Origin of the sequence: Burkholderia sp. PAMC 26561 (genome assembly GCF_001557535.2) — a bacterium.
Classification (GTDB): domain Bacteria; phylum Pseudomonadota; class Gammaproteobacteria; order Burkholderiales; family Burkholderiaceae; genus Caballeronia.
This window is the reverse complement of the sequence record NZ_CP014306.1, coordinates 1,039,552-1,060,271: the sequence shown is the minus strand read 5'-3', so window position 1 is coordinate 1,060,271 and position 20,720 is coordinate 1,039,552. Positions and strand designations below refer to the sequence as shown.

Here is a 20,720-nt window from a genome sequence, read left to right as displayed (position 1 = left end):
TTGTGGTCAGCCATCAAAGTCACGAAGTCCACGCCGAATCCTGAAGCGCTGCGTCGATGCTTGTCATCACGCGGCGCTTTTTCTTTGAATGCCCGCAGGCGCGCGTAACACGGCCTGAGCGGTCGGTATGGGCTTCTCGTGTTCACGGGCACCAAGGAAAGCCTGGAACCACCAGAACGACGCTACAGCCCGCCAGATATCACGCTTCGTTACCTTCAACGCATTCGCTCGTTCGAAATCTCAAGCCATGCAAGTCACCACCATCTGCTTCACGCAAAAATCGGCCGCACAGTTCTTCACGCTGTTAAAGCAAGCCGAAGTCCGCACCCTTCTCGATGTCCGTCTGAACAACACTTCGCAACTCGCGGGCTTCTCCAAAAAACCGGACCTCGAGTTCTTCCTTTCCGAGCTACTCGATATCAGATACGTCGAGCTTCGTGAGCTTGCGCCCGAACGCGACCATCTCAAGCGATACCGATCGGGTGATCTGCCATCGAAGACTTGCCGTCGAATACTTGAATTCACGATGGTCCAATCGCTTGAGCATCGAACATTTACTGTGACAACGAGCCGTGCTCACTTTTTAAGCGCCATCGGCAACGCTCATATTCCACGCCTTAGAGGTTTTATCGTGAGTGATATGTATACATAGTAATAGTTAACAAGCATCGCCCGTTTCTGTGGACAAGCGTCGAAAGCGCCATTGGATCAATGCTCTACAGACCAGATAACCGCAAGCAGGCGTGCGGGACAACAGGGTGGATCAAAGGATAACTTCTGCGGCGTTGCGAACATGCCCGCGGTTATCAAGATTTGGCGCACACCAATCCGTGTTGTTATGCCGAAGTTATCCAGAGGCTGTAACGGATAACTCGTACATCTTTCAGCCGATGTTCATCAGCGACATTTGGCTCACGAGCAATGCTCGCAGCTCGTTCAAGTCCGGCCGCGTTCCCCAGTTGCGCGCGCCGGCAACCGATGCAATCGCCATCCACGAGTTGGGCGGAAACCATTCACGCACCGCCACTTCGTCCTGAAGGATGCGAAGGCGGCCAGTTTCCTCGCAGTAGTCAGCGCACATTTGCGTGCCGGCCGCTTGCGCTGTGACTCGAAGGCTTCGGGGTCGCAGCATGGGTCCTCCTGTTCGGTGAACCGCTCAGGACGGTGTCGCGGCGGTGTGCTGACTTGCTTCCATTGCACGTTCTTTCGCTTTCTCCTTCGCCATGTGATGTCCGACAATGCACCCGCCCATTGCGCCGATCACCGCATGATGACCCGCGACGTGGCCCGCAACGCCGCCTACAACTGCGCCCTTGAGACATCCCGCCGCGTTGGCCGAGCCGGCGAACGCGAAGAGCGTTATCGACAATACGGCAGCGATATTGCGCTTGTTCATTCCACGATCCTCGATGGTTTCCGGCGGCATCGACATCGACGTCATCCGGTAGTGAAAAGTCTATGTGCAGTTTCCGCTCGCAAGTGAAACCGGTTTGCGAGATTGGTAACGCGGAGTTACCGCGCGCCCGATATGCCTATGCGCTGCTCAACCGCCAACCCATGCAGGGGTTCTGCGTTGAGCTTCAGTCCGCTGAGGGGATCGGCGCTGTGTGTGTCGATTAGAGGGGAAGCATTCGAGGTCGCGCTCTCGGCTTTCGATGCCGAAAGAATGCCGGTCAATGCCGCGATGCCAATACCGCTCACCACGATCACTGCAATGGCCGTGACGGCGATCAGCGAATGAATGCGGCGACGTTGCTGCTCGTGAAGATGCCAACTAGTGCTCATGACAAGCCTCGCGGTGGGTGCGTCTTGCTACAACGCGCGCCCGGCAGTGCCGGTGCACTGCCCTCACGTGAGATTTGTAAGCAGTTGTGCGGTTTGAGATCAATTGGCGTTGCACAATAAAAAACCCCGTGCGGACACGGGGTTTTGGTACTGGAACGCTATTAGACAGTTGGCCCGGCACGCCCACGGCTGAAGAGCCGCACGATGATCAATAGAATCACCGCGCCGATCACGGCCGTAATCAGGGATCCGATGATGCCGCTGCCCAGGTGCAGGCCAAGCGCGCCACCCAGCCATCCGCCGATAAACGCGCCGACGATACCCACAATGATGTCCACCACGATCCCAAAGCCGCCGCCATCGACAATCCGGCCGGCGAGCGCGCCTGCAATGGCGCCGATGATGAGCCAGAAGATGATTCCGTGCGATACAGGTTCCATAGCGTTCTCCGTTGGGTAGGTCCGCGTTGCGGGAAACGCAAGTTGAACGCGGCGCTTCGGTAGGCGCAAACCACGTGCCCGGATTCGATCGAAGCGGCGCGGTTACATCTGACGATCTTTTTCATTCCTGGATACGCAAACTAACTTTCTGTTTCACCTGCGGCGAATGCGCGTCTATAGGATGGGTCACCCGGAAAGTTGCGCCTGCTGCGAATGGCCGGGCTGTTCCCATCCAAGTGTAAAGAAGGGCTTACCAGAGAATATCTACAACCATGGACCGCGTGCATCGGACGCTTCTTTATATAGGCGACAAGCCGGACGAAAAGCTAGTAAAGAGTCTCAGCGATGCCGCGTGGAAAGTGGTACCCGCAATCAACGCAAATGCATCAAGTGATTTGACCGATGCACCCATGCCCGGCTTGCTCGACTTGACGGCCGGCGTGAGCAAGCCGCATTTGGAGAGGGTCGAACAGCTTTCGCGTTCTGCTCTGGTGGCGTGGGTTGCGCTGGTATCGCGTGAATCGCGGGACTTGCAGGAGGTGCGCGACGCCATCGCCGCGCATTGCTTTGACTTCGTCACGGTGCCTACGCAGCATGAGCGCATTCTGACCGTGTTGTCGCAGGCGGTCGGCATGGAAGCGCTACGGTTCGAAGGAGACACGGCACTTGCCGATGGCGCTATGGCAAGTAGCATGATTGGATCGTCGGAGGTGATGCGGGCGCTTCATCGCGCGATCGGAAAAGTTGCTTCGACGGATGCGACCGTTTTCATATCAGGTGAATCGGGCACGGGGAAGGAATTGACCGCGCAGATGATTCACGCACGATCGGCGCGGCGCGACATGCCGTTCATCGCGGTGAATTGTGGTGCGATCCCGCACGAGTTGCTGCATTCGGAATTGTTCGGCTATGAACGCGGCGCCTTCACGAGCGCAACGCAAAGAAAGATCGGACGTGTCGAGGAAGCCAATGGCGGCACGTTGTTTCTCGATGAAATCGGCGACCTTCCAGCGGAAAGTCAGGCAGCGTTGTTGCGTTTCATTGAAGAGCGAAAAATCGAAAGGCTGGGCGGCATCGAAAGCGTGGATGTCGATGTGCGCGTGATTACCGCGACGCATGTCGACATGCAGACGGCGGTCGATGAAGGACGTTTCAGGGCCGACCTGTTTTTTCGTCTCTGCGTGCTGGAAATTCGGGAGCCACCGCTTCGGATGCGCGGAAAAGATATTACGGAACTGGCGTTGTACGCGCTTGAACGCTTCAAGGACGAACGCGCACGGCGCATACACGGGTTCGCGCCGGATGCGATTGCTGCCTTGCATAACTATGGCTGGCCCGGCAATGTGCGCGAACTTATTAATCGTGTACGTCGCGCAATTATTTTATCCGAGGGAAAATACATCACTGCTCAGGATCTCGAACTAACCGAGCACGCTGCGAATGCACCGGATTCGCTTCGGGAGGCCCGCGCGGCGGCGGACCGGCGCGCGATAGAATTGGCGCTTTTCGTACACAAGGGCCGCGTCGTGGATGCAGCGCGCGGTCTCGGGATTTCCAGGGTCCATTTGCACCGGCTGATGCAGGATTTGGGAATGCCGACACGCGCCGCCGGCGACGACATGCAAGAAGCCGGCGATCCGGCCCCAGCCCTTTGATTACACCCGTACCCACTTAACATGGAGACTTTTATGCGCATGCTGGAGTCTATCGGTTACGCAGCGTGGACGACATGCGAAGAGTGCGGAAATGACTTTCCTGCAGGTACTTACAGATGTGGGCGGTGCGGCCATGTGCCAAACCTTTTGCACCGTTTGACGAGCTTCGCAACCACGGTATTTCAGAAGAAAAGTATCAGGCGCCCCAAGCGTTCGCAAGGCGCGTATCCGGGACTGGCTGAAGGCGCGCTGAAGTTCTATCAGGCGCGCTCGAAACGCACGGAGCAACTGCTATGGGCAGGTCTGCTTGCCGGAGGCGTGTTGATCGTATGGGCTCTGAGTGGCTCTCGTCCGTCGAACATGGATCTGAAGCCGCAGCCGGTTTCTTCTCATGCGCTCGTGAGCGGAGCGGTCGTCCGGATGCAGGCTGCAACTGCCGGGGCTAACGCAAGTGCACCTGCACCTGCACCTGCACCTGCAAACGCGAGCGTCTCGCCGGCACAGCCACCCGCAGTGATACCGGCAATTCCGGGTGCTTCCGAGTTTTATCGTGCTATGGGGAGCCGCAATCTTTTTGTGGCGCGTCGGACTCTTGCGGCAATGCCGTCAAACGACAACGCCAACCCTCAGTTGCAGCAAATGCGCGCGGACCTGGCTACCCGAGAACGTTTGCGCGATGATCTTTTGCATCGCGCTGCACGCTGCCGTGCAACGGGCGACTGGCGATGTGTATCGGACAATGCGTCGCAGGCTTCCGCCGTGGATGCGTCGAGCGTGTCCGCGCGACGGCTGGTCGCTCAGGCCGCTCAGGCAGGCGGCAAGTGATTGAATGTGCGTGATGCGCTCAAGCGACCCATGAGCGCGTGCCGCCGCCAACCTTCGATTCCAGCGCATCGTTTGTCGCCGATACACAAAGCAGCGCTTTGACGCGTTTGGCCTGCTCCGCGACGAGATCGAAATGTTCTTGCACGAATGTAAGTCTTGCCGTCCAGTAGGCGCCGTTCAGATGTGGAACGGGCCCTTGCGTCCGCGACAGGCGCAGCATCTTTTCCAGATGATCGATCTCGCCCTCTGCTAGTACTGATCGGAATTTGGTAGATGCGGAAATCGTCGATGCCATGCGTCGCCCCAGTACTTTTTAGTGAACGGGAACGTAGTGCAAGTGGCATGCCCAAAACAGCTAATAAGCGGGTCGTGTTTGTTACGCGCGTAATCGTTCGCGAATCTGCAACACAACATCTTCCCTGAGTGCATTGCGTTTTCGGCGCAGCGCATTTCCCTTAGCCGAGTCATCGCGATCCGCAAGATCCAACCGGGGCGGGGCAAGCACGAACCAGCCGTTCCATGTGGCGAAAGCGCCGCATTCGCGTGACAGGTTGTCGTAGTCCGCCGACACGCGTTTCTTGCGCAGGCAATAGCGCCAGTTCGAATAGACATGTGCGTGTTTCGACACGATGAACGTACTGCCCATGCCAAGCGTCTGCGCCACGTTTTGCGCGAGATAAATCGCAAAGACCTTGGGTCGCAATCCAAGCCACTTCTTGGTGAGCGTACGAAAAAGGTCGCGGCCGTTCATCGACTTGTCGGGGCCCTGGACCGCGCCAATGCACATGCGCGGGCGCAGCACCTTGCCGCCGAGATATGCCAGGCTGAACGTGCACGACACCACGCGTCTGCCGGATGCATCGCGAATGCAAAGTGACCAGTCGCCTTCGCGCTGAAAATGCCCGATCGATTCGAGCGATACGTCCCAACTGTCTGCATCGACCGAGATGCGTGCAATCGATACTCGTCCTTCAAATGCAATACGATTCGCCAGTCGCGGCGCGCGTTGCTGCGTGATCGCGCAATGATCGAGGCTCGCCTTGAGCCGTTCGCGTGCGTTGAAGCATCCATGAAGGAACGGCCGGTGCATGCGTTCGAGCGCGACCGGCTGACGCTCCACGAGGCTCGACAACGGCGATGTCGCACAGCGCTCGAGCCACGTCGTGGTCGTGCGCCACCAGAGCAGCGAGCGCAGCCAGAATCGAATCCGCCGCCATCGGGCGAAACGGCTCGTCCCCGGATATAAGATGCGGCTCGCGTGATTTATCGTTGCACATGAGTTCGCGATACGGGCGAACCATCCGGCGAGCGATTGCGGGCCCGCGCCAAACCATTCAAAGAACAAGGGCATCGTGCACGACCTTTCTGGATTGCGATCGAACGGATGCTATCCATGCGCCGTGGCCGGCATGTCGAATTGCGTGGAGTCTTGTCGAGTTTTGTACGGGCATGCTCGTGGCGTGCGGCGCATCCGCTATCCTGTTTGTCATTCGGCGCTATTGCGTCACCACTGAGTCCCTCATGCCCTTCCGGATCTTGCTCGTCGAAGACGATGAACGCCTTTCGGCGCTGGTCGCGGCTTATCTCCGCAAGAACGACTATGAGGTCGATGTCGTCCGGCATGGCAACGAGGCAATTCCCGCAATACTCAAGCGTCAGCCGGATCTGGTGATCCTCGATGTCAACCTGCCCGGCAAGGACGGCTTCCAGATATGCCGCGAGGCACGCGCTCATTTCGATGGCGTAATCATAATGGTGACCGCGCGCGACGATCAGTTCGATGAAGTGCTCGGCCTCGAATTCGGCGCGGACGACTACGTTCACAAACCGGTCGAACCGCGCATCCTGCTTGCGCGGATCAAGGCCCAACTGCGCCGTGTGACGGTCATGGAACGCACGGCCGGCGCATCAACGCAGCCCGACATGTTCGCGTTCGGCAAATTCGAAATCAGCCGCGCGACGCGCAGCGTCCGGTTGCCCGACGGCAGCAGCCCGGAGCTCACATCGGCGGAATTCGATCTGCTTTGGGCGCTGGTCATGTGTGCGGGCGAGGTGGTCAGCCGCGAGAGCCTGATGCGGCAATTGCGCGGACTCGAATTCGACGGGCTGGATCGCACCATCGACGGCGGCGTTTCACGTCTGCGCCGCAAACTCAACGACGATGCAGCCACGCCGCAGCGCATCAAGACCATTCGCGGCAAGGGTTATCAATTCAGCAAGATCGCATGGGAATGATGCACGGCCATTCAGACATGGCCGGCTACAAAAATGCACATCGCATGGTGCAATATCGACAATGTCATCTGCGCGCTGAGACTAACATTCAAGCGCGCATATGAATGCTGATTCACGTTCCTCCGCGCTCTTAACCCGATGCCTCCGATCATGAACGCGACCGCGCAAAAACTTCCCTTCCTCCGATACTGCAAATGGCGTTGGCTGCATTTCCGCCGCACCTGGACCGACACGCGCGCCGATCGCACGCCAAGCTGGTCACGATTCTATCTGCGCGCGTATTTCCGCCTGCTGAGTGTCGCGATATTGACGGCTGTGGTGGTAGCAACTGCCCTTGCTCCGGGTCGCGCCGGCCAGATACCGGGCATTGCGCTAATACTGATTGCAGCGGTGACGTTCGGATTCCCCGCGCTGATTGCATACCGGTGGATGCGGCCCGTCTGGCACGACCTGACGATCATCCGCGAGCGCGCAAGCGACTTCACGGGCGGGCGCTTCAACATACGTGCACGCGTGTCGCATAGCGTGATCATCGGGCCGCTTGCGCGCATGCTCAACGCGCTCGCCGCGCGCATGGAACGCATCATTGCGGCGCAACGCGAACTGACCAATGGCATCTCGCACGAATTGCGCACGCCGCTTGCGCGCGTGCGCTTTGCGCTTGAAATCCTGCGCCAGCCGGGATCGGCAGCGGAGTATGACGAGGCGTTGGCGGGCATCGGGCAGGATGTGACTGAACTCGAAGAACTCATCGATATGAGTCTTACCTACGCCCGCCTCGAGCATAGTTCGCTGCAATCCAACCTGGAAGCAACGCCGCTTTTGAGCTGGTTCGACAAGCAGGTTCACGACGCCACGCTGCTCTACACCCATATGCGCATTGTGCGGGACGTCGATATCAATCCGTGCGCATGCGTTGCGATGGACACGCGCCTGATGTCGTATGCCATGCGCAACCTGCTGCGCAATGCGAGCAAATATGCTCAGGCACGGATTGTGGTCGGGCTGTCCGTGCAGCGGGGGCACGTACATATCTTTGTTGAAGACGACGGCGCCGGCGTGCCCGAACACGAACGCGACCGCATCTTCGATCCGTTCGTGCGGCTCGATCGCCAGACAGGCGGTTACGGCATCGGACTGGCGATCACGCGTCAGGTTTTGAACGCACATCGCGGACATATTGCGGTGACCGATCCTGTGACGTTGAGCGGTGCGCGTTTCGAATTGAGCTGGCCTGTCAGCGCTGCTGCCTGAAGACCACCGATCAAACTCAATACGCGTGTCCGAGCTGGAAGTAGTAGTTCGTCCTGCCGCCCGGCGCGAACGCTACACCGAGATAAATTGGTCCGAACGAACTCGTCACGCTAGTGAAAAACGTGAAGCTGCGCTTGAGCGATCCGCTGCCGAACTGCGAGTCCTTCAGCCAGACGTTTCCGACTTCCGCGCTGACGCCCGCAAACAGTCCGCGAATTGGCGGCGTGTTGAAGCTGGCAATCTGGTTCATGTATGTGACCTGCCCGTAGAACATCGAGTCGCCGGCCAACTGATCGGCGGCATACGCCGACAAGTGTTGAAATCCCCCGAGCGTAAAACCAAGTGGGTTGGTGAGGTTGGTCGAGCTGCCAAAATTGCCGCCGGCCTCCGCGCTCGCATTGAAACTATGGCGTCCGAACGTTGCCGCGACAATACCCTTGCCATACACCTCGGTGAAACTATCGCTGCCGGCAAAGAGCGAATGCTCCACGCGAAGCTCGCCGAAATAACCTTTACGGGCAAATAGCGGGTCGTCGAGTTGATCGATGACCACCCGTGCCCGGGCGCTGATTTGCCGCGCGTAGATCTCGGGAAACAGGTTGTCCGTTGGAGGCAGGCTTGGATCAAAAAGGTTGGACGGCAGGTTGTATTGCGGCGATCCATATGCATGCGTGTACGCAACGCCGACACGGAAATCGCCCAGCGTGGAAAGCGGCACGCCAAAGTCGAGCCCCGCGCGTTCCGTTTGAATCAGGTATTGCGTCAACTTGACGTTGCCGTCCTCGTCGTAGAGGTTCGCATAGCGCCGCTGAAAGTCCACGTAAGGCGCGAGGTAATAACCCGCCGTATTCGACAACGGCTGCCGCAACTCCGCGTGAATGCTGGTCAGGTCGCTGCCGACCGTGCCGTCAATACGCCCCTCCAGTCCCGACGACGTCAGCCACGGCCGCCGATAACCCAAGTGCAGCCGGAAGCCGCCCGAATCGGTTGTACTGCTCGACAAGCCGAGCCCGAAGAGCAGGAAGTTCGGGCCCCAGTATTTATCGCGGGTATTGATTACGAGCGTGTGTTCGTCGCGTTATCGACGAGTTGCTGCGTCGCGCTTTCGAAATTGCCAAGCGTGGTCAGCGACAGCAAGTCCCTGGAAACCGCCGCGGGGTCGTACACATCGCCTTCTTGCACGTGTAGTGTTTCGCGGATGCGCGCCTGCGGCACCGCGCCCTGCGATGCAATCTCGATGCGCGTAATGCGCACCGGCTTGCTTGCGGGCGCGGAATGCGCCCTGCGATACGCTGCGTAGTCCGCAGGCGACAACGCCAGATGCCGCAGCTTCGGCAGCGCGGCGGTGGCGGCAGCTTCGCCCGCAGCAATGGCTTGGCGCGCATTGGCGAAATCCGTGAAGCTGAGGGAACCGAGCGCGGGTTCGATCAGCACGTCGTCGGCCTTGAGCTGTTCGCGTTGCCGCGCGACGTTCTGATGGATCAGGATGCCGATCATCTGCTGCATCACGTCGGTGGGCGACGCCAACGCATCGAGCGGCCGCAGCGGCGAACCGATATCCACGGCGATCACAACGTCGGCGCCCATGTCGTGGGCGGTTTCTATCGGCAGGTTGCTGACTATGCCGCCATCGACCAGCGTGCGTCCGTCCACATCCGCCGGCGCGAACAGGCCGGGCAGCGCCATGCTCGCGCGGATCGCCTGCGATAACGACCCGTGATCGAGCACGACCTTCTGGCCGGTCTGCAAGTCCGTGGCGATCGCACGAAACGGGACGGGCAGTGCGTTGAACGAGATGTTCCCGGGCACCGTGCTCGTCCAGTCCTGCAGCAGTGCCTGAAGCTGCGTGCCCTGCACAAGACCGGCGGGCAGGCGGAAGCCGCGCGAGCCGTAGCCGAACGACAAGCTGTTCATATACAGCCGCTCGTCTTCCCGCTGCGATTGCGGCAGATCGGCGCGCGCGGTGACGTCGAATGCGACGTCGGCAAGATTGATTTTCGCGAGCCGGTTGTCCATGTCCTGCGCGCTCATGCCGCTCGCGTACAGACCGCCGACGACCGCACCCATGCTCGCCGCCGCAATGCAGTCGACAGGAATACGGTTCGCCTCCAGCACTTTCAGCACGCCGAGGTGCGCATAGCCGCGCGCACCGCCGCCCGAGAGCACGAGGCCGACCGCGCGCCGGGGCGACGGGCCTGCATCCGCAACGCACGCAGCACCCTCTGCCGCTGCTGGACGCTCTGCGCCGGCGCAGCCGAGCACAAGCAGCGCGGCGGCATAACGCAAGCGCCGACGTGCGAGATTCGAGCGATTGGCGGTTTTTTTATCGTTGGAATGTTTGCTCGACAAGACTCGTGTATCCGATGCAGAAGGAACGAGTTCGAGAGATTACAGTGTTTCGCATCCCGAAATCGCGATCGTGATGTGCGGCCGCGGACTAATCAAGAAATGCCTTTGCGCGGTTTTGCAGCATGGTCCTGAAATCGTCGAGCCAGCCGATGGACAACCGCCAGCTCTGCCAATAAAGATCGACATCCATATGGGCGCCGGGCACGACGCGGACGAGTTCGCTCGATTCGATCAGCGGCCGGATCATGCGTTCGGGACACATGCCCCATCCCATCCCGGACGCGCAGCCGCGCACGAAACCCGCCACGTGCGGAATCAGGTGCCGCGGGGGATCGAGATCCGCGCGCGTGATGCGGCGGATGAAGCGCCGCTGCATCTGGTCCTTCGAATTGAATTCGACACGCGGCGCATGGCGCAACGCGTCACGCGTGAGGCCCTCCGCGAAATATCGATCGAAAAACGCGGGCGAACACACGGGCAGGTACCGCATGCGCCCGAGTTTGGTCGACCGGCATCCCTGCACGGCTTCGGCTTGCGTGGTCACCGCGCCTTGCACGCTGCCGTCGCGCAGTTGCTGCGCGGTGTGGTCCTGGTCGTCGATCACCAGGTCCAGGAGCATTTCTCGTTCGACACAAAATTCCGATACGGCATCGATGAACCACGTCCCCACGCTGTCGTCGTTGACTGCGACGCGAAATGTCGGCCACGCTTCGGCAAGGATGCCGGGCAGCGTCGGCATCTGACTGCCGAGTTCGGTTTCGAGCCGGCGCACGCGTTCAATATGGCGGCACAGCAGCGCGCCCGGTGGCGTCGCGATACACGGCTGGCCGCGCTTCACCAGCACGCTTCCCACGCGCTCTTCCAGCAGCTTCACGCGCTGCGATACCGCCGATGGCGTCACATTGAGCTCGCGCGCCGCGCGATCGAACGAGCCATGACGCACCACGGCGCCGAGCGCATCGAGAAGGGCATAGTCAAGCATTAGCGTTTCTTAAGTGGCATTAGGAGAGTTAGCTTTATTTATGAAAGTACGACCGGCAGACTACGCCTTTAACCAGCGTCCGTCACGCCTCTTCTCCCTGGACCCGCCATGCAACCCACGCCATTTGCGCTCGAACGCTACTTCGCCGTTCACGAATTCACCGCCCGCTATCTGATGTGCAGTTCCGACCCGGAGTCGATGTCGGTCGCGGATCTTCTCGCGCTCGAACCCGGTTCTGCCGATGCCTTCAACAACACGTGGCTGGGCTACACGGAATACCCAGGGGCGCCCGAGCTTCGGCGAGAACTGGCAACCTTGTACGAGTCGATCGGCACGGATGATCTGATCGTGCACACAGGCGCGCAGGAAGCGATCTACTCGTTCGTGAACACGATGCTCGAGGCCGGTGATCACATGATCGTGCATATGCCTGGCTATCAGTCGCATTACTCGGTGGCGCAGGCGCTGGGTGTATCGGTGTCGCCCTGGATGGCGCGTGAAGCCGAGGGCTGGGCGCTCGATCCCGACGAACTCGAAACGTTGCTGCGTCCCGAAACGAAAGCCTTGCTCATCTGCGCGCCGCACAATCCCACGGGTTATCTTCCGGATCGAGAACGGTTCGATGCAATCGTCGACTTCGCGCGCAAACACGGTCTCTGGCTTTTCAGCGACGAGGTCTATAGGGGACTCGAGCATGATCCGGCGCACAGGCTGCCTGCCGCGTGCGACGTCTACGAGAAAGCGATCTCGCTTGGCGCGTTATCGAAGTCGCATGGTCTCGCGGGCTTGCGCGTTGGCTGGGTTGCAACGCGCGATCGAGATGTGCTGGCTGCCATGAACACGTTCAAGGACTATCTGACCATCTGCAATAGCGCGCCGAGCGAGTTTCTAGCGGCCATCGCGGTGCGCAATACCGGCGCATTGATCGAGCGTAATACAGCAATTGTCCGGAGCAATCTGGCTTTGCTCGATCCATTTTTTGCGCGCCATCACGAGATCCTGGAATGGCACCGGCCACGCGCCGGCACGGTAGCCTTTCCGCGGTTGAAGCAGGGCGGCGCGGAGCGCTTCTGCGCGGAAGTGCTCGAACGTACCGGCGTGCTGCTGCTTCCCAGCACGTTGCTGGATCACGGTGATACCCATATTCGTATCGGCCTGGGACGGCGCAATCTGCCGGATGTCCTGGCCATCCTCGATAACTATTTGCGCGAGCAAGGCGGCAGGTTGAACCTCGGGCGGTAGATGTCATCGAACGGAATGCGTGTGTCTTTGCGCGCAAAACGTCACGAGGAACGCACATGAAGAGGTTGTTGGTATTGCTGGCGGCAAGCGCGTCGTTCGCAGCGCATGCCCAGAACACACCGAATGTCCCGACGATCCCGAGCGCTGATTTGAAACCCGCCTCTCGCGCGAGCTTTAACCGATTCACGCGCGAGACCACCGAGGACATCAATCTGCAGTTGGAAACCGATCACGAAACGGGTTGCCGATATCTCATCGCCCAAGCGCAGGGCATCACGCCGCTCCTCAAAAGCAACGGCACGCCCGACTGCAGCGCGCCGAAACTCGGTCAGTAGGACGCAGCCGGTTCTACCATTTCCACCGGACGCCGGCGTTGCCGCCTATCGTCCGTTGATGCGAGCCGCCGAGATTGGTGAGGTAGCTCGCCGTCACGAACGCGCTGCCCGAGCGCGTGACCTGGGCAACGAGTCCCACGTTCAATTGTCCCGATGTTTGTCCAACGCTCCCCGGGATGGTCGTGGTCCCTGCAAACGTCGTGCTGTCGCCCTCGCCGAACGCGCGCAGGACGCTGACCCGCGCATAAGGCTGCCACGTCACGCCTGCGCTGCTGAAGGTGTGTTGCAGCCTCACACCGAGGCGCCCGATGTACGTGTTGCCATTGTTGAACGAGACAGACGACACGCCGTCATTGAAGTCATTGAGCGACAAGTTCTGCCAGAGGATCTGCGCCTGCGGCTCGACAACGAACGCGTTGCCGAGCGCTATCGGGAAGCCGCCTTCCACCGAACCGGTCACGGCTGTCCCGTGCGTCCCTGCGCCGGTTCCCTGATTCGACAACGGGTCGACCGTAATCGACGAACCCATCAGTACGGCGTCCGTGTACCACCCCGTGGGGCCGACGTGCGTCCAGTAGCCGCCGAGACTGTACGCATTCATCGACAAATGGCCGACGTTCACGTTCGGAAAGCCGAGCGCGAAACCATCGATATCGCCGGTCGCGCGCGCAAAACCCAGGAACAGGCCGTAGTGATTCTTGTGGCCGCTTGCGGTGGAGTCAGCGTAGATGTCGTGACCGACTTGCGCGCCGAAAACAGAGCCGTCGAATTCAGGATTGGCTGCGCCGTCCTGGCTCTGCACCGAATGCGCGCCCCAGACGCGGCCCCACGCGGCCGGCAGCGCGCCGGTTTCGGTGAGGAGGGACTGGTCGCCCTGGCGGTCGTGGAAGTTGTCGATCTGCTGGAAGCCGAGTTCGCGCGCGACCATGGGGATGGCGGCGTAAAGCGCCACTTCCGGCCGGTACACCGGGATGGGCGCTGAACCAGCTGGCGGCGGCGCGGGAAGGGGCGGCGTGCCAGGTGCGGCGGTGGGAACGGACGGGGCTTCCTGCGAAGGCGGAGTCGTGCCGGAGGGCGCGCCGGGCGTCGTGGGTGTTGTGGGCTCCGATGGCGTCCCGGGCGTGGCCGGTGTCGTCGGCGTTCCGGGCGTTCCTGGCGAGGTCGGCGGCGTGACTACGGGCGGCGCTGCGGCGGCGACGGTATTTCGCAGATACCAGCTTTCGCTCGTCCCCGCCGTGACGCCGCCCTTCGCGAGATAGTAGGTATAAGCGCCCGCCTGGATGGACGCCGGTAACGAGAACGCACCCGCGGCCGATGTGGCGCCATTCGCGGCCTGAACCACCTGGATGCCGTCGGCGGTGGTCGCGGCGCCCGTGCCGCCAACGTTGTGGATCAGCAACGTGCTGGACCCGCTGGCATTACCGCCGCTGACGACCAGCTTGTCCGAAGCCGAGTTGTCGGGACCGACGACCGTATTGAGCGCAATCCGGGCGTTCTGCCCGACGTAACTGCCCGTCACGACAAGCTGATTGCCAACGCCTGCCCCGGCAATCTGCGCGAGGCCGTTGTTCGTGAGCTGCCCGCGCACGTTCAACGCGCCGGTTCCTCCCGATGCAAACGCCGGCAGCGCATTCGCCGCGAAGATCGTGCCGTTGTTGGTGACATTGCCGACGATGCTCCCGTAGCCCCCCAGATTCGTCCCTGCCGCGATGGAAACCGGCCCGCCGCCGCCAAGCGATGCGCCGGGGTGCGAGCTGTCGCCTACGGCGAGGGTGCCGGCGCTCAACGTGGTGCCGCCTGTAAATGTGGTCGGCGCCTGCAGCAAAAGCTGCCCGGCGCCGAGCTTCGTCAGCGATCCCGCGCCCGAGATGTTCTGCTCGATGGTGGTATCGAAATTTTGCGTATCGATGACACCACCCGCCGCGCCAAGCACGATGGGACGTGTCGCGGCCAGATCGAGCGCATTGTTCAGGCGCAGCGTGCCGCCGTCGAGCGTCAGCCCGCCGGCCGGGGCGCCCAGCGCGTTATCGGCGCCGATCGCGAGCGTGCCGCCCAGAACCGACGTGCCGCCGGAATACGTGTTGCCGCCGGCTGCTGCGGGGGGCATCGTCAATGTGCCCGCGCCGGCCTTTTCCAGCGCGCCGGTGCCCGAGATCGTGCCGCTGTAGGTGCCGTCGACATCTTGAGCCAGGCGCACGAGCCCGTTGTCGGTTACGTTGGACGGCAGGTTCTGCGCCGTGGCCTGGAGCGTGCCAGGAGCATCGACCAGGGCGACGGTCGTCGGCGCAAACAGGCCGGTCAGGTTGAGCGTGCCGGTCTGCACTTCGGCGAGGTTGAAATCCCCCGTGCCGCTGAACGTCCAGGCATCGCCGTCCATTCGCAACGTCTGAAAGCGCGTGAAGGCATTCGATGCCTCACCACTTCCCTGCAGGATCACCGTGCTCACGCCGGGACCGCCGCCGCCATCGGTACCGCCGATGATCTGCGAGCCTGTCTGCAGGATCAGCGTGTTTGCCCCATTGCCCATGGCGATCGCCAGCGGGCCGCCGGACTGCAGCAGCCCGGCATTCGTGACGGTACTCGCGCCGTTCAGCGTCCGGACAGCCGCCGCGGTCTGGCTGAAAATCCGACCGCCCGTCCGGTTTTCGATAGTCGCCGCAAAGCTCGACCCCGCAGTGTTGGAGAACACCGCGTCGGAGTCGGCGCCGGTCGCGGTGATCGTGCCGGTATTCACGAGCGAATCGTTGTTGCCTTGAAGATACGCTGTGGGACTGTTGGCGCCTGACGTCGACAAGCTGCCGCTGTTGTTGATCGTCCCGCTGCCGCCGACTATGGATGCCGCGCGCGCGTTGCTGCCACTCGTCGATACCGTTCCGGAGTTGGTCAAACTGTTGTTGGCCTGACCAACATTTGTCTGCCCCCAGGCGGCGGACATGCCGTACGCGTTCGGCCCGGCGGTCGAGATGGACCCGTTGTTCACAAGGGAATTGCCGCTGCCATTGGCGGCCATGCCGTCGTTGTAGGCGCCAGTCGTGGTGATCCTGCCGGTCGCAGCGTTTGTAAGCTGATTGTTATTTGCAGTGCCCAGGAGGACCGCACCTCGATTGGTTCCCGAGCCGCCGCCGCCGGTTAGCGTAATCGCGCCGCTATTGGTGATCGTGCTCGCCCCCACGACGCTGAACGATACCGGCGAAGCCGCACGCGTGAGCGCGGCGGCCACGGTCGAGTCGATGGTGATATTGACCCCGGTCGAGCCCGGTCAGCGCGGCCACCGGACCAACGCCGGTTCCGCTGCACACTACGCTCGCGCCGCTTGTTGGCGCAGTCGAACTGCACGCGGCATTCACCGACCCCGCGATCGCTCCCGAAAAAACAACAGCGCCGCAAATGCCCAAGTCGACTGCTTTCTTCATTGTCTCCGGTCTCTCAGAACGTCTAATGAGAGATAAAAATAGACTTATTTCTTTGCCTTACCAAATGTTTTAATTATTATTCGCATGTCCGCTCGGATGAACGGCAGGTGTCTCCGCACTATGCACACGCGCTATTTGGACAGGATTTCCGGGAACTCCGGGGAGAATCCAATTGCAAAGTGTCATTTTCGCGTGGTAAAAGGAGGCAGCAACGCTTTGCCGTTTGACGGCGGGTGACGCTACCAAACGGAATTACGTCTCTTCTAGGAAAATCAGCAAATGGCAACAGGTATTGTGAAGTGGTTTAACGATGCGAAGGGTTTTGGCTTCATCACGCCGGACGGCGGCGGTGACGACCTGTTCGCGCACTTCTCGGAAATCCGCACGGAAGGCTTCAAGACCCTCCAGGAAAACCAGAAAGTGAGCTACGAAGCGAAGCAAGGCCCGAAGGGTCTGCAAGCATCGAACATCCAGCCGCTGTAATTCGACGCTTCAATTCGATACAGCTAGCTTGATCGCGTGAATGAATGGCCCGCCTTGGCGGGCCATTTTTTATGGCGGCGCGCTGCCGGGTCAGGGCGCAGCGTCGATGGCGAGCGGCGCCGGCGCGATTGCCGTGACCTTTTCCGGGAAGAGCCGCGGATACAGCGCCCCCGCGATGAACGCCCCGATTATCGGCGCGACCCAGAAGAGCCAGAGCTGCCCCAGCGCCGCCCCGCCTGCAAAGAGCGCAGGCCCGGTCGAGCGCGCCGGATTGACCGATGTGTTGGTCACCGGTATCGATATCAAATGGATCAGCGTCAGGCACAAGCCAATGGCGAGCGGCGCGAATCCGGAGATGGCGCGTCCGTCGGTGGTGCCCAGAATGACGAGCACGAAGAAGAATGTCATCACGACTTCGCAGATGAGGGCGGCGGTCATGGAGTAGCCGCCGGGCGAGCGTGCCCCGTAGCCGTTGCTGGCGAAGCCGCTGGCGGCGGCGTCGAACCCCGGCACGCCCGAGGCAATCAGATACAGCACGAACGCGCCAAGGGTCGCGCCGATCACCTGCACGACGATGTACGGTACCAGCTCTTTCGCCGGAAAACGGCCGGCGACTGCCAGCCCGACGCTAACTGCCGGATTCAAATGGGCGCCTGAAATATGGCCGAGTGCATAAGCCATGGTGAGCACGGTCAAACCGAATGCCAGCGATACCCCCACAAAACCGATTCCCGTTCCCGGAAACTTCGCGGCGAGAACCGCACTTCCGCATCCGCCAATTACTAGCCAAAACGTGCCAAATAACTCCGCTATGAGACGCTGTTGTAATCGCATGATGTGACATCCATTAGATACGACGGGTTTCGAGAAGAATCGGCGCGACCGCTTTGATTCGTTTTAGTCCTCCTGACTATTTGTCTGCTGTGTGACGCGGCGCATAAATACGGAATGCCGGTCACGCAATCAGTGTAGGTCAGGGATTTTAAAAATCGACCCTGCAAATGCGTCTTTCAAACATGAAAGTCGGCGGCCATGTCTTCGTCGGTGCGAGCGAGCAGCCGTCCGCTTCTGCACGCCTGAGTAAAAAGATCGAAGTCCCGTTCGACCTGATCCGCGTAGTTCTTCGAATACGACACCAGCGCTTCTGCCATCTGGCTGCCCTGGCCGAGATACGCGCTGATTTCGATTGCCTTGCCGCTCGCCTTCGCGTGAGCGCGCGCCAGAATCCAGCCGCACAGACGGGCGTAGCCTTCGAGGACATCGATATCGAACAATTCGATGTTTGCCGACAGCTTCATGTCACGCAGTTGCCGGAAATAAAAGTGGCGTCCGGAGGGACCTGTGCCCCAGCCGAGGAAGATATCGCTGGCGGCCTGCATCACGCGTTGGCCTCGCACCACGCGCTCGCCGGCATGGCCCAGGGTCTCGGCTTCGAAGTGCTGTTCGATCACCGACCGGCGCGCTTCCTTGATCTGCAGGAACATCGGCTTGCCGAGTTCGTCCAGCATCAGCAACACGAGGCAACGCGTTCCGACACTGCCCACGCCCACCACCTTGAAGGCGAGATCCTGCGCGGTGAAGTGGCGCAGCAACGCGCGGCGATCATGCGTGAGCGTCTTCATGTACTGCGGGAACATGCCTTTGATCACCGCTTGCCAGTTGCCGAGCGCGACCCAGTCGTCGTCTGCATCGAACAGCGTATTCGTGCCGTGGATGTGGAACATGCCGGGCGGCATGTCGCGCAGCGTCCAGTGCTCGCCATCGAATTGCGCGACCTTCTCTAGCATGCTGTCGTGCGTGCGGCTCGCCGCTTTTTCCATGCCCTTGCGCAAGATGCGCCTGCGTTCGGGGCTGACGGCGGTTTCGAGCATGCGGTCGAACGTGATGCGTTCATACCAGAGTTCGAGCGCGCTGAATTGCGCGTACTCACGCATGCGGGTCTGATATTGCGACACCACCGTTTCGACCAGTTTTTCGGCTGTCAGCCGGCTCAGGCGCATGTGGCGCGCGGCGATCATGAAGCTTGCGGCAAGCCGTTTCAGATCCCATTCCCATGGGCCAAGCGCGACTTCGTCGAAGTCGTTCAGGTCGAAGACGAGCTGGCGCTCCGGCGTGGCGAAACCGCCGAAGTTCATCAGATGCGCGTCGCCGCAAATGGGCATGACCAGGCCCGTGTTGGCGGACTGTGCGAGGTCGTTCGCCTGCAGGATCGCGCTGCCCCTGAAGAACGAAAATGGCGATGCCATCATGCGGCCATATCGAAGCGGAACAAGACGGTTCACGCGACCGTAGCTGCTTTGTTCGAGCAGTTCGATGGGATCGCGATCGATTTTCCCGAGCTTGCCATGCGCGGAGCGTGGCATGTTGTCCCGATGCGCCTTGCCCGCGGCAACGCGCGACGCCGTCTTGCTTTCACCTGACATGACCGCCTCTCTTCAAACGTCCGGTGGCCGATTATTTGATTGGAGCACCGTCACGTGTCACGAGTACGGCAGTCGCTTCCACGAATTCCGCGCGCAGGTTGTCACCCACCTTGATGTCTTTCAGCGGTACGTCGGGACCCACGTGCAATGTGTCCGTCCTGTACGGGCCGCGAATCGTGATGGTCCGATGCGCCTTGTCGATCTTCTGGACTGTCGCGACGACCTGTACGCGCCGCGCCGTGGCGGTCGATCCGTTGGCTTCGGGAACGGCTGCGGTTTCATCGATCCGTTCGCGGATGCCGTCCGACTTCACCTTGGTCGCCCGCACGAGCAGTGCGTTTTCGTAGCGGATGTTCACGGTGTCGCCGAGCTTCAGCTTGCCGACATCCGCAATGTCCGGATTGACTGCGACGTTCACGATCTTTCCACTTTCGCCCTTTAACGCAACGCTGTTCGACGCGGTATCGATACCTACTACCTGCGCCTTTGCCTCGGCAGTCGCCGCTGCACCCACGCCGTCCGGTCCCACGCTGGACGCTGCTGTCTGCGCCATGACGGGCGCAGCGATCAAGGCGAAAACGACGATGGCAATTCGTACAAGATGCATGCTGATTTTCGACGAAGTGTGGTGACGGGTCATGTGCAGTTCCTATACGGTTTGAAATGGTAAGCGGGCTTGTGACGATTACCGGCGAGACTTCGACAACAGATGACCGAGGCCGAGATTGGTGGCGATTTGCCAGACGTATACGCGCGAATAACGCACGCCGAATTGCGTTTCGATCAACGACCGCAGCCGCGCATTGGTCCATGCGTCGCTGTCGAAGCCGTGGGTTCTAGCCGAGCCCTGCAACGCCGCCGATATCCATTCGAGCGCGCGCTGGTCCAGTACCGAGGTGCGTCCGCCCACGCCGAGTTGCCGCAAGGCATCGAGGCCGCCTGCGTCGATGAGCGCCTTGTAGCGCCTGACCGTCGCGAGCGACAGGTGAAGCTCTTCGGCCACGCGGTCAACCGATGCGCCGTCGAGCAGCATCTGTCCCGCGGTCATCCGGCGCATTACGCTGGGCAGGTTTTCGGGCTGAGAAAGCATCTGTGCACTTGTCCTTGTCTTCAGGAATGCACGGCAGTCCGTCGCCGCTTGTTGACCGTCCCGGTTTGCCGCGGCGTCCGGGTCTCATATCGAAACAATCCTGGGATTCGTTTCGACTTAAACAATTCAAAACGAAGAGTCCTCTCGGATTTGATAATTCACGAAATAATTAATAAAACCATCCCTCGACCAATGAGACAGGTCCCAAT

General features: G+C 60.7%; 21 protein-coding genes and 1 pseudogene. 8 read left to right on the top strand and 14 right to left on the bottom strand.

All coding sequences use genetic code 11. The annotated features are described in order from the left end of the window. The first annotated feature begins 247 nt into the window (after positions 1–247). Complete coding sequence (locus AXG89_RS05065; RefSeq protein ID WP_062168302.1) at positions 248–652, top strand: DUF488 domain-containing protein; 405 nt, start codon at positions 248–250, stop codon at positions 650–652. Between the two features lie 231 nt (positions 653–883). Here the strand turns inward: AXG89_RS05065 and AXG89_RS05060 are convergent, their stop codons facing one another. The 4 genes from AXG89_RS05060 to AXG89_RS05045 form a co-directional block, all read right to left on the bottom strand. Continuing rightward, the gene (locus AXG89_RS05060) at positions 884–1,132 is read right to left on the bottom strand and encodes a hypothetical protein (protein ID WP_062168301.1); all 249 of its coding nucleotides are present in this window, start codon (positions 1,130–1,132) and stop codon (positions 884–886) included. Positions 1,133–1,156: 24 nt separating this feature from the next. Next, positions 1,157–1,396: a hypothetical protein gene (locus tag AXG89_RS05055; RefSeq protein WP_062170290.1), complete on the bottom strand. Its 240-nt coding sequence runs from the start codon at positions 1,394–1,396 to the stop codon at positions 1,157–1,159. 116 nt (positions 1,397–1,512) lie between these two features. After that, positions 1,513–1,785, bottom strand: a complete 273-nt coding sequence (locus AXG89_RS05050; protein ID WP_062168299.1) for a hypothetical protein — start codon at positions 1,783–1,785, stop codon at positions 1,513–1,515. Positions 1,786–1,946: 161 nt separating this feature from the next. Further along, a complete protein-coding gene (locus tag AXG89_RS05045; protein WP_062168297.1) occupies positions 1,947–2,225 on the bottom strand; it encodes a GlsB/YeaQ/YmgE family stress response membrane protein in 279 nt (92 codons plus the stop codon). Between the two features lie 272 nt (positions 2,226–2,497). On the opposite strand from AXG89_RS05045, the gene AXG89_RS05040 reads away from it, so the two are divergent. Together AXG89_RS05040 and AXG89_RS05035 are read left to right on the top strand one after the other, a co-directional pair. Then, the gene (locus AXG89_RS05040; protein ID WP_062168295.1) at positions 2,498–3,880 is read left to right on the top strand and encodes a sigma-54 dependent transcriptional regulator; all 1,383 of its coding nucleotides are present in this window, start codon (positions 2,498–2,500) and stop codon (positions 3,878–3,880) included. A gap of 135 nt (positions 3,881–4,015) precedes the next feature. Continuing rightward, on the top strand, positions 4,016–4,705 hold the full coding sequence (locus tag AXG89_RS05035; protein ID WP_075357263.1) for a hypothetical protein: 690 nt from the start codon (positions 4,016–4,018) through the stop codon (positions 4,703–4,705). Positions 4,706–4,724: 19 nt separating this feature from the next. Here AXG89_RS05035 and AXG89_RS05030 read toward each other — a convergent pair whose 3' ends face one another. Both AXG89_RS05030 and AXG89_RS05025 read right to left on the bottom strand, forming a co-directional pair. Next, entirely contained in the window at positions 4,725–5,000 is a 276-nt protein-coding gene (locus AXG89_RS05030; protein ID WP_062000579.1) for a hypothetical protein, read from the bottom strand. Between the two features lie 81 nt (positions 5,001–5,081). Next, a complete protein-coding gene (locus tag AXG89_RS05025; RefSeq protein WP_062168291.1) occupies positions 5,082–6,056 on the bottom strand; it encodes a VirK/YbjX family protein in 975 nt (324 codons plus the stop codon). Positions 6,057–6,226: 170 nt separating this feature from the next. Between AXG89_RS05025 and AXG89_RS05020 the strand changes: the two genes are divergently transcribed. Together AXG89_RS05020 and AXG89_RS05015 are read left to right on the top strand one after the other, a co-directional pair. Further along, positions 6,227–6,940 carry a response regulator gene (locus tag AXG89_RS05020; RefSeq protein ID WP_062170288.1) on the top strand — a complete coding sequence of 238 codons (714 nt, stop codon included), beginning with the start codon at positions 6,227–6,229 and terminating at the stop codon, positions 6,938–6,940. A gap of 138 nt (positions 6,941–7,078) precedes the next feature. Continuing rightward, the gene (locus AXG89_RS05015) at positions 7,079–8,194 is read left to right on the top strand and encodes an ATP-binding protein (protein ID WP_236873375.1); all 1,116 of its coding nucleotides are present in this window, start codon (positions 7,079–7,081) and stop codon (positions 8,192–8,194) included. Positions 8,195–8,210: 16 nt separating this feature from the next. Here AXG89_RS05015 and AXG89_RS05010 read toward each other — a convergent pair. Both AXG89_RS05010 and AXG89_RS05005 read right to left on the bottom strand, forming a co-directional pair. Beyond that, positions 8,211–10,480: pseudogene (locus tag AXG89_RS05010) on the bottom strand (patatin-like phospholipase family protein). A gap of 151 nt (positions 10,481–10,631) precedes the next feature. Beyond that, complete coding sequence (locus tag AXG89_RS05005; RefSeq protein ID WP_062168289.1) at positions 10,632–11,525, bottom strand: LysR family transcriptional regulator ArgP; 894 nt, start codon at positions 11,523–11,525, stop codon at positions 10,632–10,634. A gap of 108 nt (positions 11,526–11,633) precedes the next feature. Here AXG89_RS05005 and AXG89_RS05000 point away from each other — a divergent pair, with 108 nt between their 5' ends. Both AXG89_RS05000 and AXG89_RS04995 read left to right on the top strand, forming a co-directional pair. Further along, complete coding sequence (locus AXG89_RS05000; protein WP_062168287.1) at positions 11,634–12,767, top strand: aminotransferase class I/II-fold pyridoxal phosphate-dependent enzyme; 1,134 nt, start codon at positions 11,634–11,636, stop codon at positions 12,765–12,767. A 56-nt stretch (positions 12,768–12,823) separates the two neighbouring features. Then, complete coding sequence (locus AXG89_RS04995) at positions 12,824–13,102, top strand: DUF6440 family protein (RefSeq protein ID WP_062168285.1); 279 nt, start codon at positions 12,824–12,826, stop codon at positions 13,100–13,102. A 13-nt stretch (positions 13,103–13,115) separates the two neighbouring features. Here the strand turns inward: AXG89_RS04995 and AXG89_RS04990 are convergent, their stop codons facing one another. Both AXG89_RS04990 and AXG89_RS42970 read right to left on the bottom strand, forming a co-directional pair. After that, complete coding sequence (locus AXG89_RS04990) at positions 13,116–16,322, bottom strand: autotransporter family protein (RefSeq protein ID WP_236873374.1); 3,207 nt, start codon at positions 16,320–16,322, stop codon at positions 13,116–13,118. Then, a complete protein-coding gene (locus AXG89_RS42970) occupies positions 16,249–16,515 on the bottom strand; it encodes a hypothetical protein (protein ID WP_236873373.1) in 267 nt (88 codons plus the stop codon). The genes AXG89_RS04990 and AXG89_RS42970 overlap by 74 nt, the downstream gene beginning before the upstream one ends. Positions 16,516–16,794: 279 nt before the next feature. Between AXG89_RS42970 and AXG89_RS04985 the strand changes: the two genes are divergently transcribed. Continuing rightward, positions 16,795–16,998: a cold-shock protein gene (locus AXG89_RS04985; protein ID WP_056364527.1), complete on the top strand. Its 204-nt coding sequence runs from the start codon at positions 16,795–16,797 to the stop codon at positions 16,996–16,998. A gap of 90 nt (positions 16,999–17,088) precedes the next feature. On the opposite strand, the gene aqpZ is transcribed toward AXG89_RS04985, so the two are convergent. The 4 genes from aqpZ to AXG89_RS04965 form a co-directional block, all read right to left on the bottom strand. Then, positions 17,089–17,832: an aquaporin Z gene (aqpZ, locus tag AXG89_RS04980; RefSeq protein ID WP_062168283.1), complete on the bottom strand. Its 744-nt coding sequence runs from the start codon at positions 17,830–17,832 to the stop codon at positions 17,089–17,091. A gap of 176 nt (positions 17,833–18,008) precedes the next feature. Beyond that, positions 18,009–19,421, bottom strand: a complete 1,413-nt coding sequence (locus AXG89_RS04975) for a DUF2252 domain-containing protein (RefSeq protein WP_062168281.1) — start codon at positions 19,419–19,421, stop codon at positions 18,009–18,011. 31 nt (positions 19,422–19,452) lie between these two features. Then, positions 19,453–20,061, bottom strand: coding sequence for a hypothetical protein (locus AXG89_RS04970; RefSeq protein WP_062168279.1), 609 nt, complete (start codon positions 20,059–20,061; stop codon positions 19,453–19,455). Positions 20,062–20,106: 45 nt separating this feature from the next. Beyond that, the gene (locus AXG89_RS04965; RefSeq protein WP_062168277.1) at positions 20,107–20,511 is read right to left on the bottom strand and encodes a helix-turn-helix domain-containing protein; all 405 of its coding nucleotides are present in this window, start codon (positions 20,509–20,511) and stop codon (positions 20,107–20,109) included. Positions 20,512–20,720 lie beyond the last annotated feature (209 nt).

Bases quoted from the DNA above. Each gene is read 5' to 3' on its own strand.
- AXG89_RS04965 (WP_062168277.1), bottom strand. From the start codon at position 20,511: ATGCTTTCTCAGCCCGAAAACCTGCCCAGCGTAATGCGCCGGATGACC.
- aqpZ (WP_062168283.1), bottom strand. From the start codon at position 17,832: ATGCGATTACAACAGCGTCTCATAGCGGAGTTATTTGGCACGTTTTGG.
- AXG89_RS05000 (WP_062168287.1), top strand. From the start codon at position 11,634: ATGCAACCCACGCCATTTGCGCTCGAACGCTACTTCGCCGTTCACGAA.
- AXG89_RS04970 (WP_062168279.1), bottom strand. From the start codon at position 20,061: ATGACCCGTCACCACACTTCGTCGAAAATCAGCATGCATCTTGTACGA.
- AXG89_RS05005 (WP_062168289.1), bottom strand. From the start codon at position 11,525: ATGCTTGACTATGCCCTTCTCGATGCGCTCGGCGCCGTGGTGCGTCAT.
- AXG89_RS05030 (WP_062000579.1), bottom strand. From the start codon at position 5,000: ATGGCATCGACGATTTCCGCATCTACCAAATTCCGATCAGTACTAGCA.
- AXG89_RS05050 (WP_062168299.1), bottom strand. From the start codon at position 1,785: ATGAGCACTAGTTGGCATCTTCACGAGCAGCAACGTCGCCGCATTCAT.
- AXG89_RS04995 (WP_062168285.1), top strand. From the start codon at position 12,824: ATGAAGAGGTTGTTGGTATTGCTGGCGGCAAGCGCGTCGTTCGCAGCG.
- AXG89_RS05015 (WP_236873375.1), top strand. From the start codon at position 7,079: ATGCCTCCGATCATGAACGCGACCGCGCAAAAACTTCCCTTCCTCCGA.
- AXG89_RS05060 (WP_062168301.1), bottom strand. From the start codon at position 1,132: ATGCTGCGACCCCGAAGCCTTCGAGTCACAGCGCAAGCGGCCGGCACG.
- AXG89_RS05040 (WP_062168295.1), top strand. From the start codon at position 2,498: ATGGACCGCGTGCATCGGACGCTTCTTTATATAGGCGACAAGCCGGAC.
- AXG89_RS42970 (WP_236873373.1), bottom strand. From the start codon at position 16,515: ATGAAGAAAGCAGTCGACTTGGGCATTTGCGGCGCTGTTGTTTTTTCG.
- AXG89_RS05020 (WP_062170288.1), top strand. From the start codon at position 6,227: ATGCCCTTCCGGATCTTGCTCGTCGAAGACGATGAACGCCTTTCGGCG.
- AXG89_RS05065 (WP_062168302.1), top strand. From the start codon at position 248: ATGCAAGTCACCACCATCTGCTTCACGCAAAAATCGGCCGCACAGTTC.
- AXG89_RS05025 (WP_062168291.1), bottom strand. From the start codon at position 6,056: ATGCCCTTGTTCTTTGAATGGTTTGGCGCGGGCCCGCAATCGCTCGCC.
- AXG89_RS04985 (WP_056364527.1), top strand. From the start codon at position 16,795: ATGGCAACAGGTATTGTGAAGTGGTTTAACGATGCGAAGGGTTTTGGC.
- AXG89_RS05045 (WP_062168297.1), bottom strand. From the start codon at position 2,225: ATGGAACCTGTATCGCACGGAATCATCTTCTGGCTCATCATCGGCGCC.
- AXG89_RS04975 (WP_062168281.1), bottom strand. From the start codon at position 19,421: ATGTCAGGTGAAAGCAAGACGGCGTCGCGCGTTGCCGCGGGCAAGGCG.
- AXG89_RS05055 (WP_062170290.1), bottom strand. From the start codon at position 1,396: ATGAACAAGCGCAATATCGCTGCCGTATTGTCGATAACGCTCTTCGCG.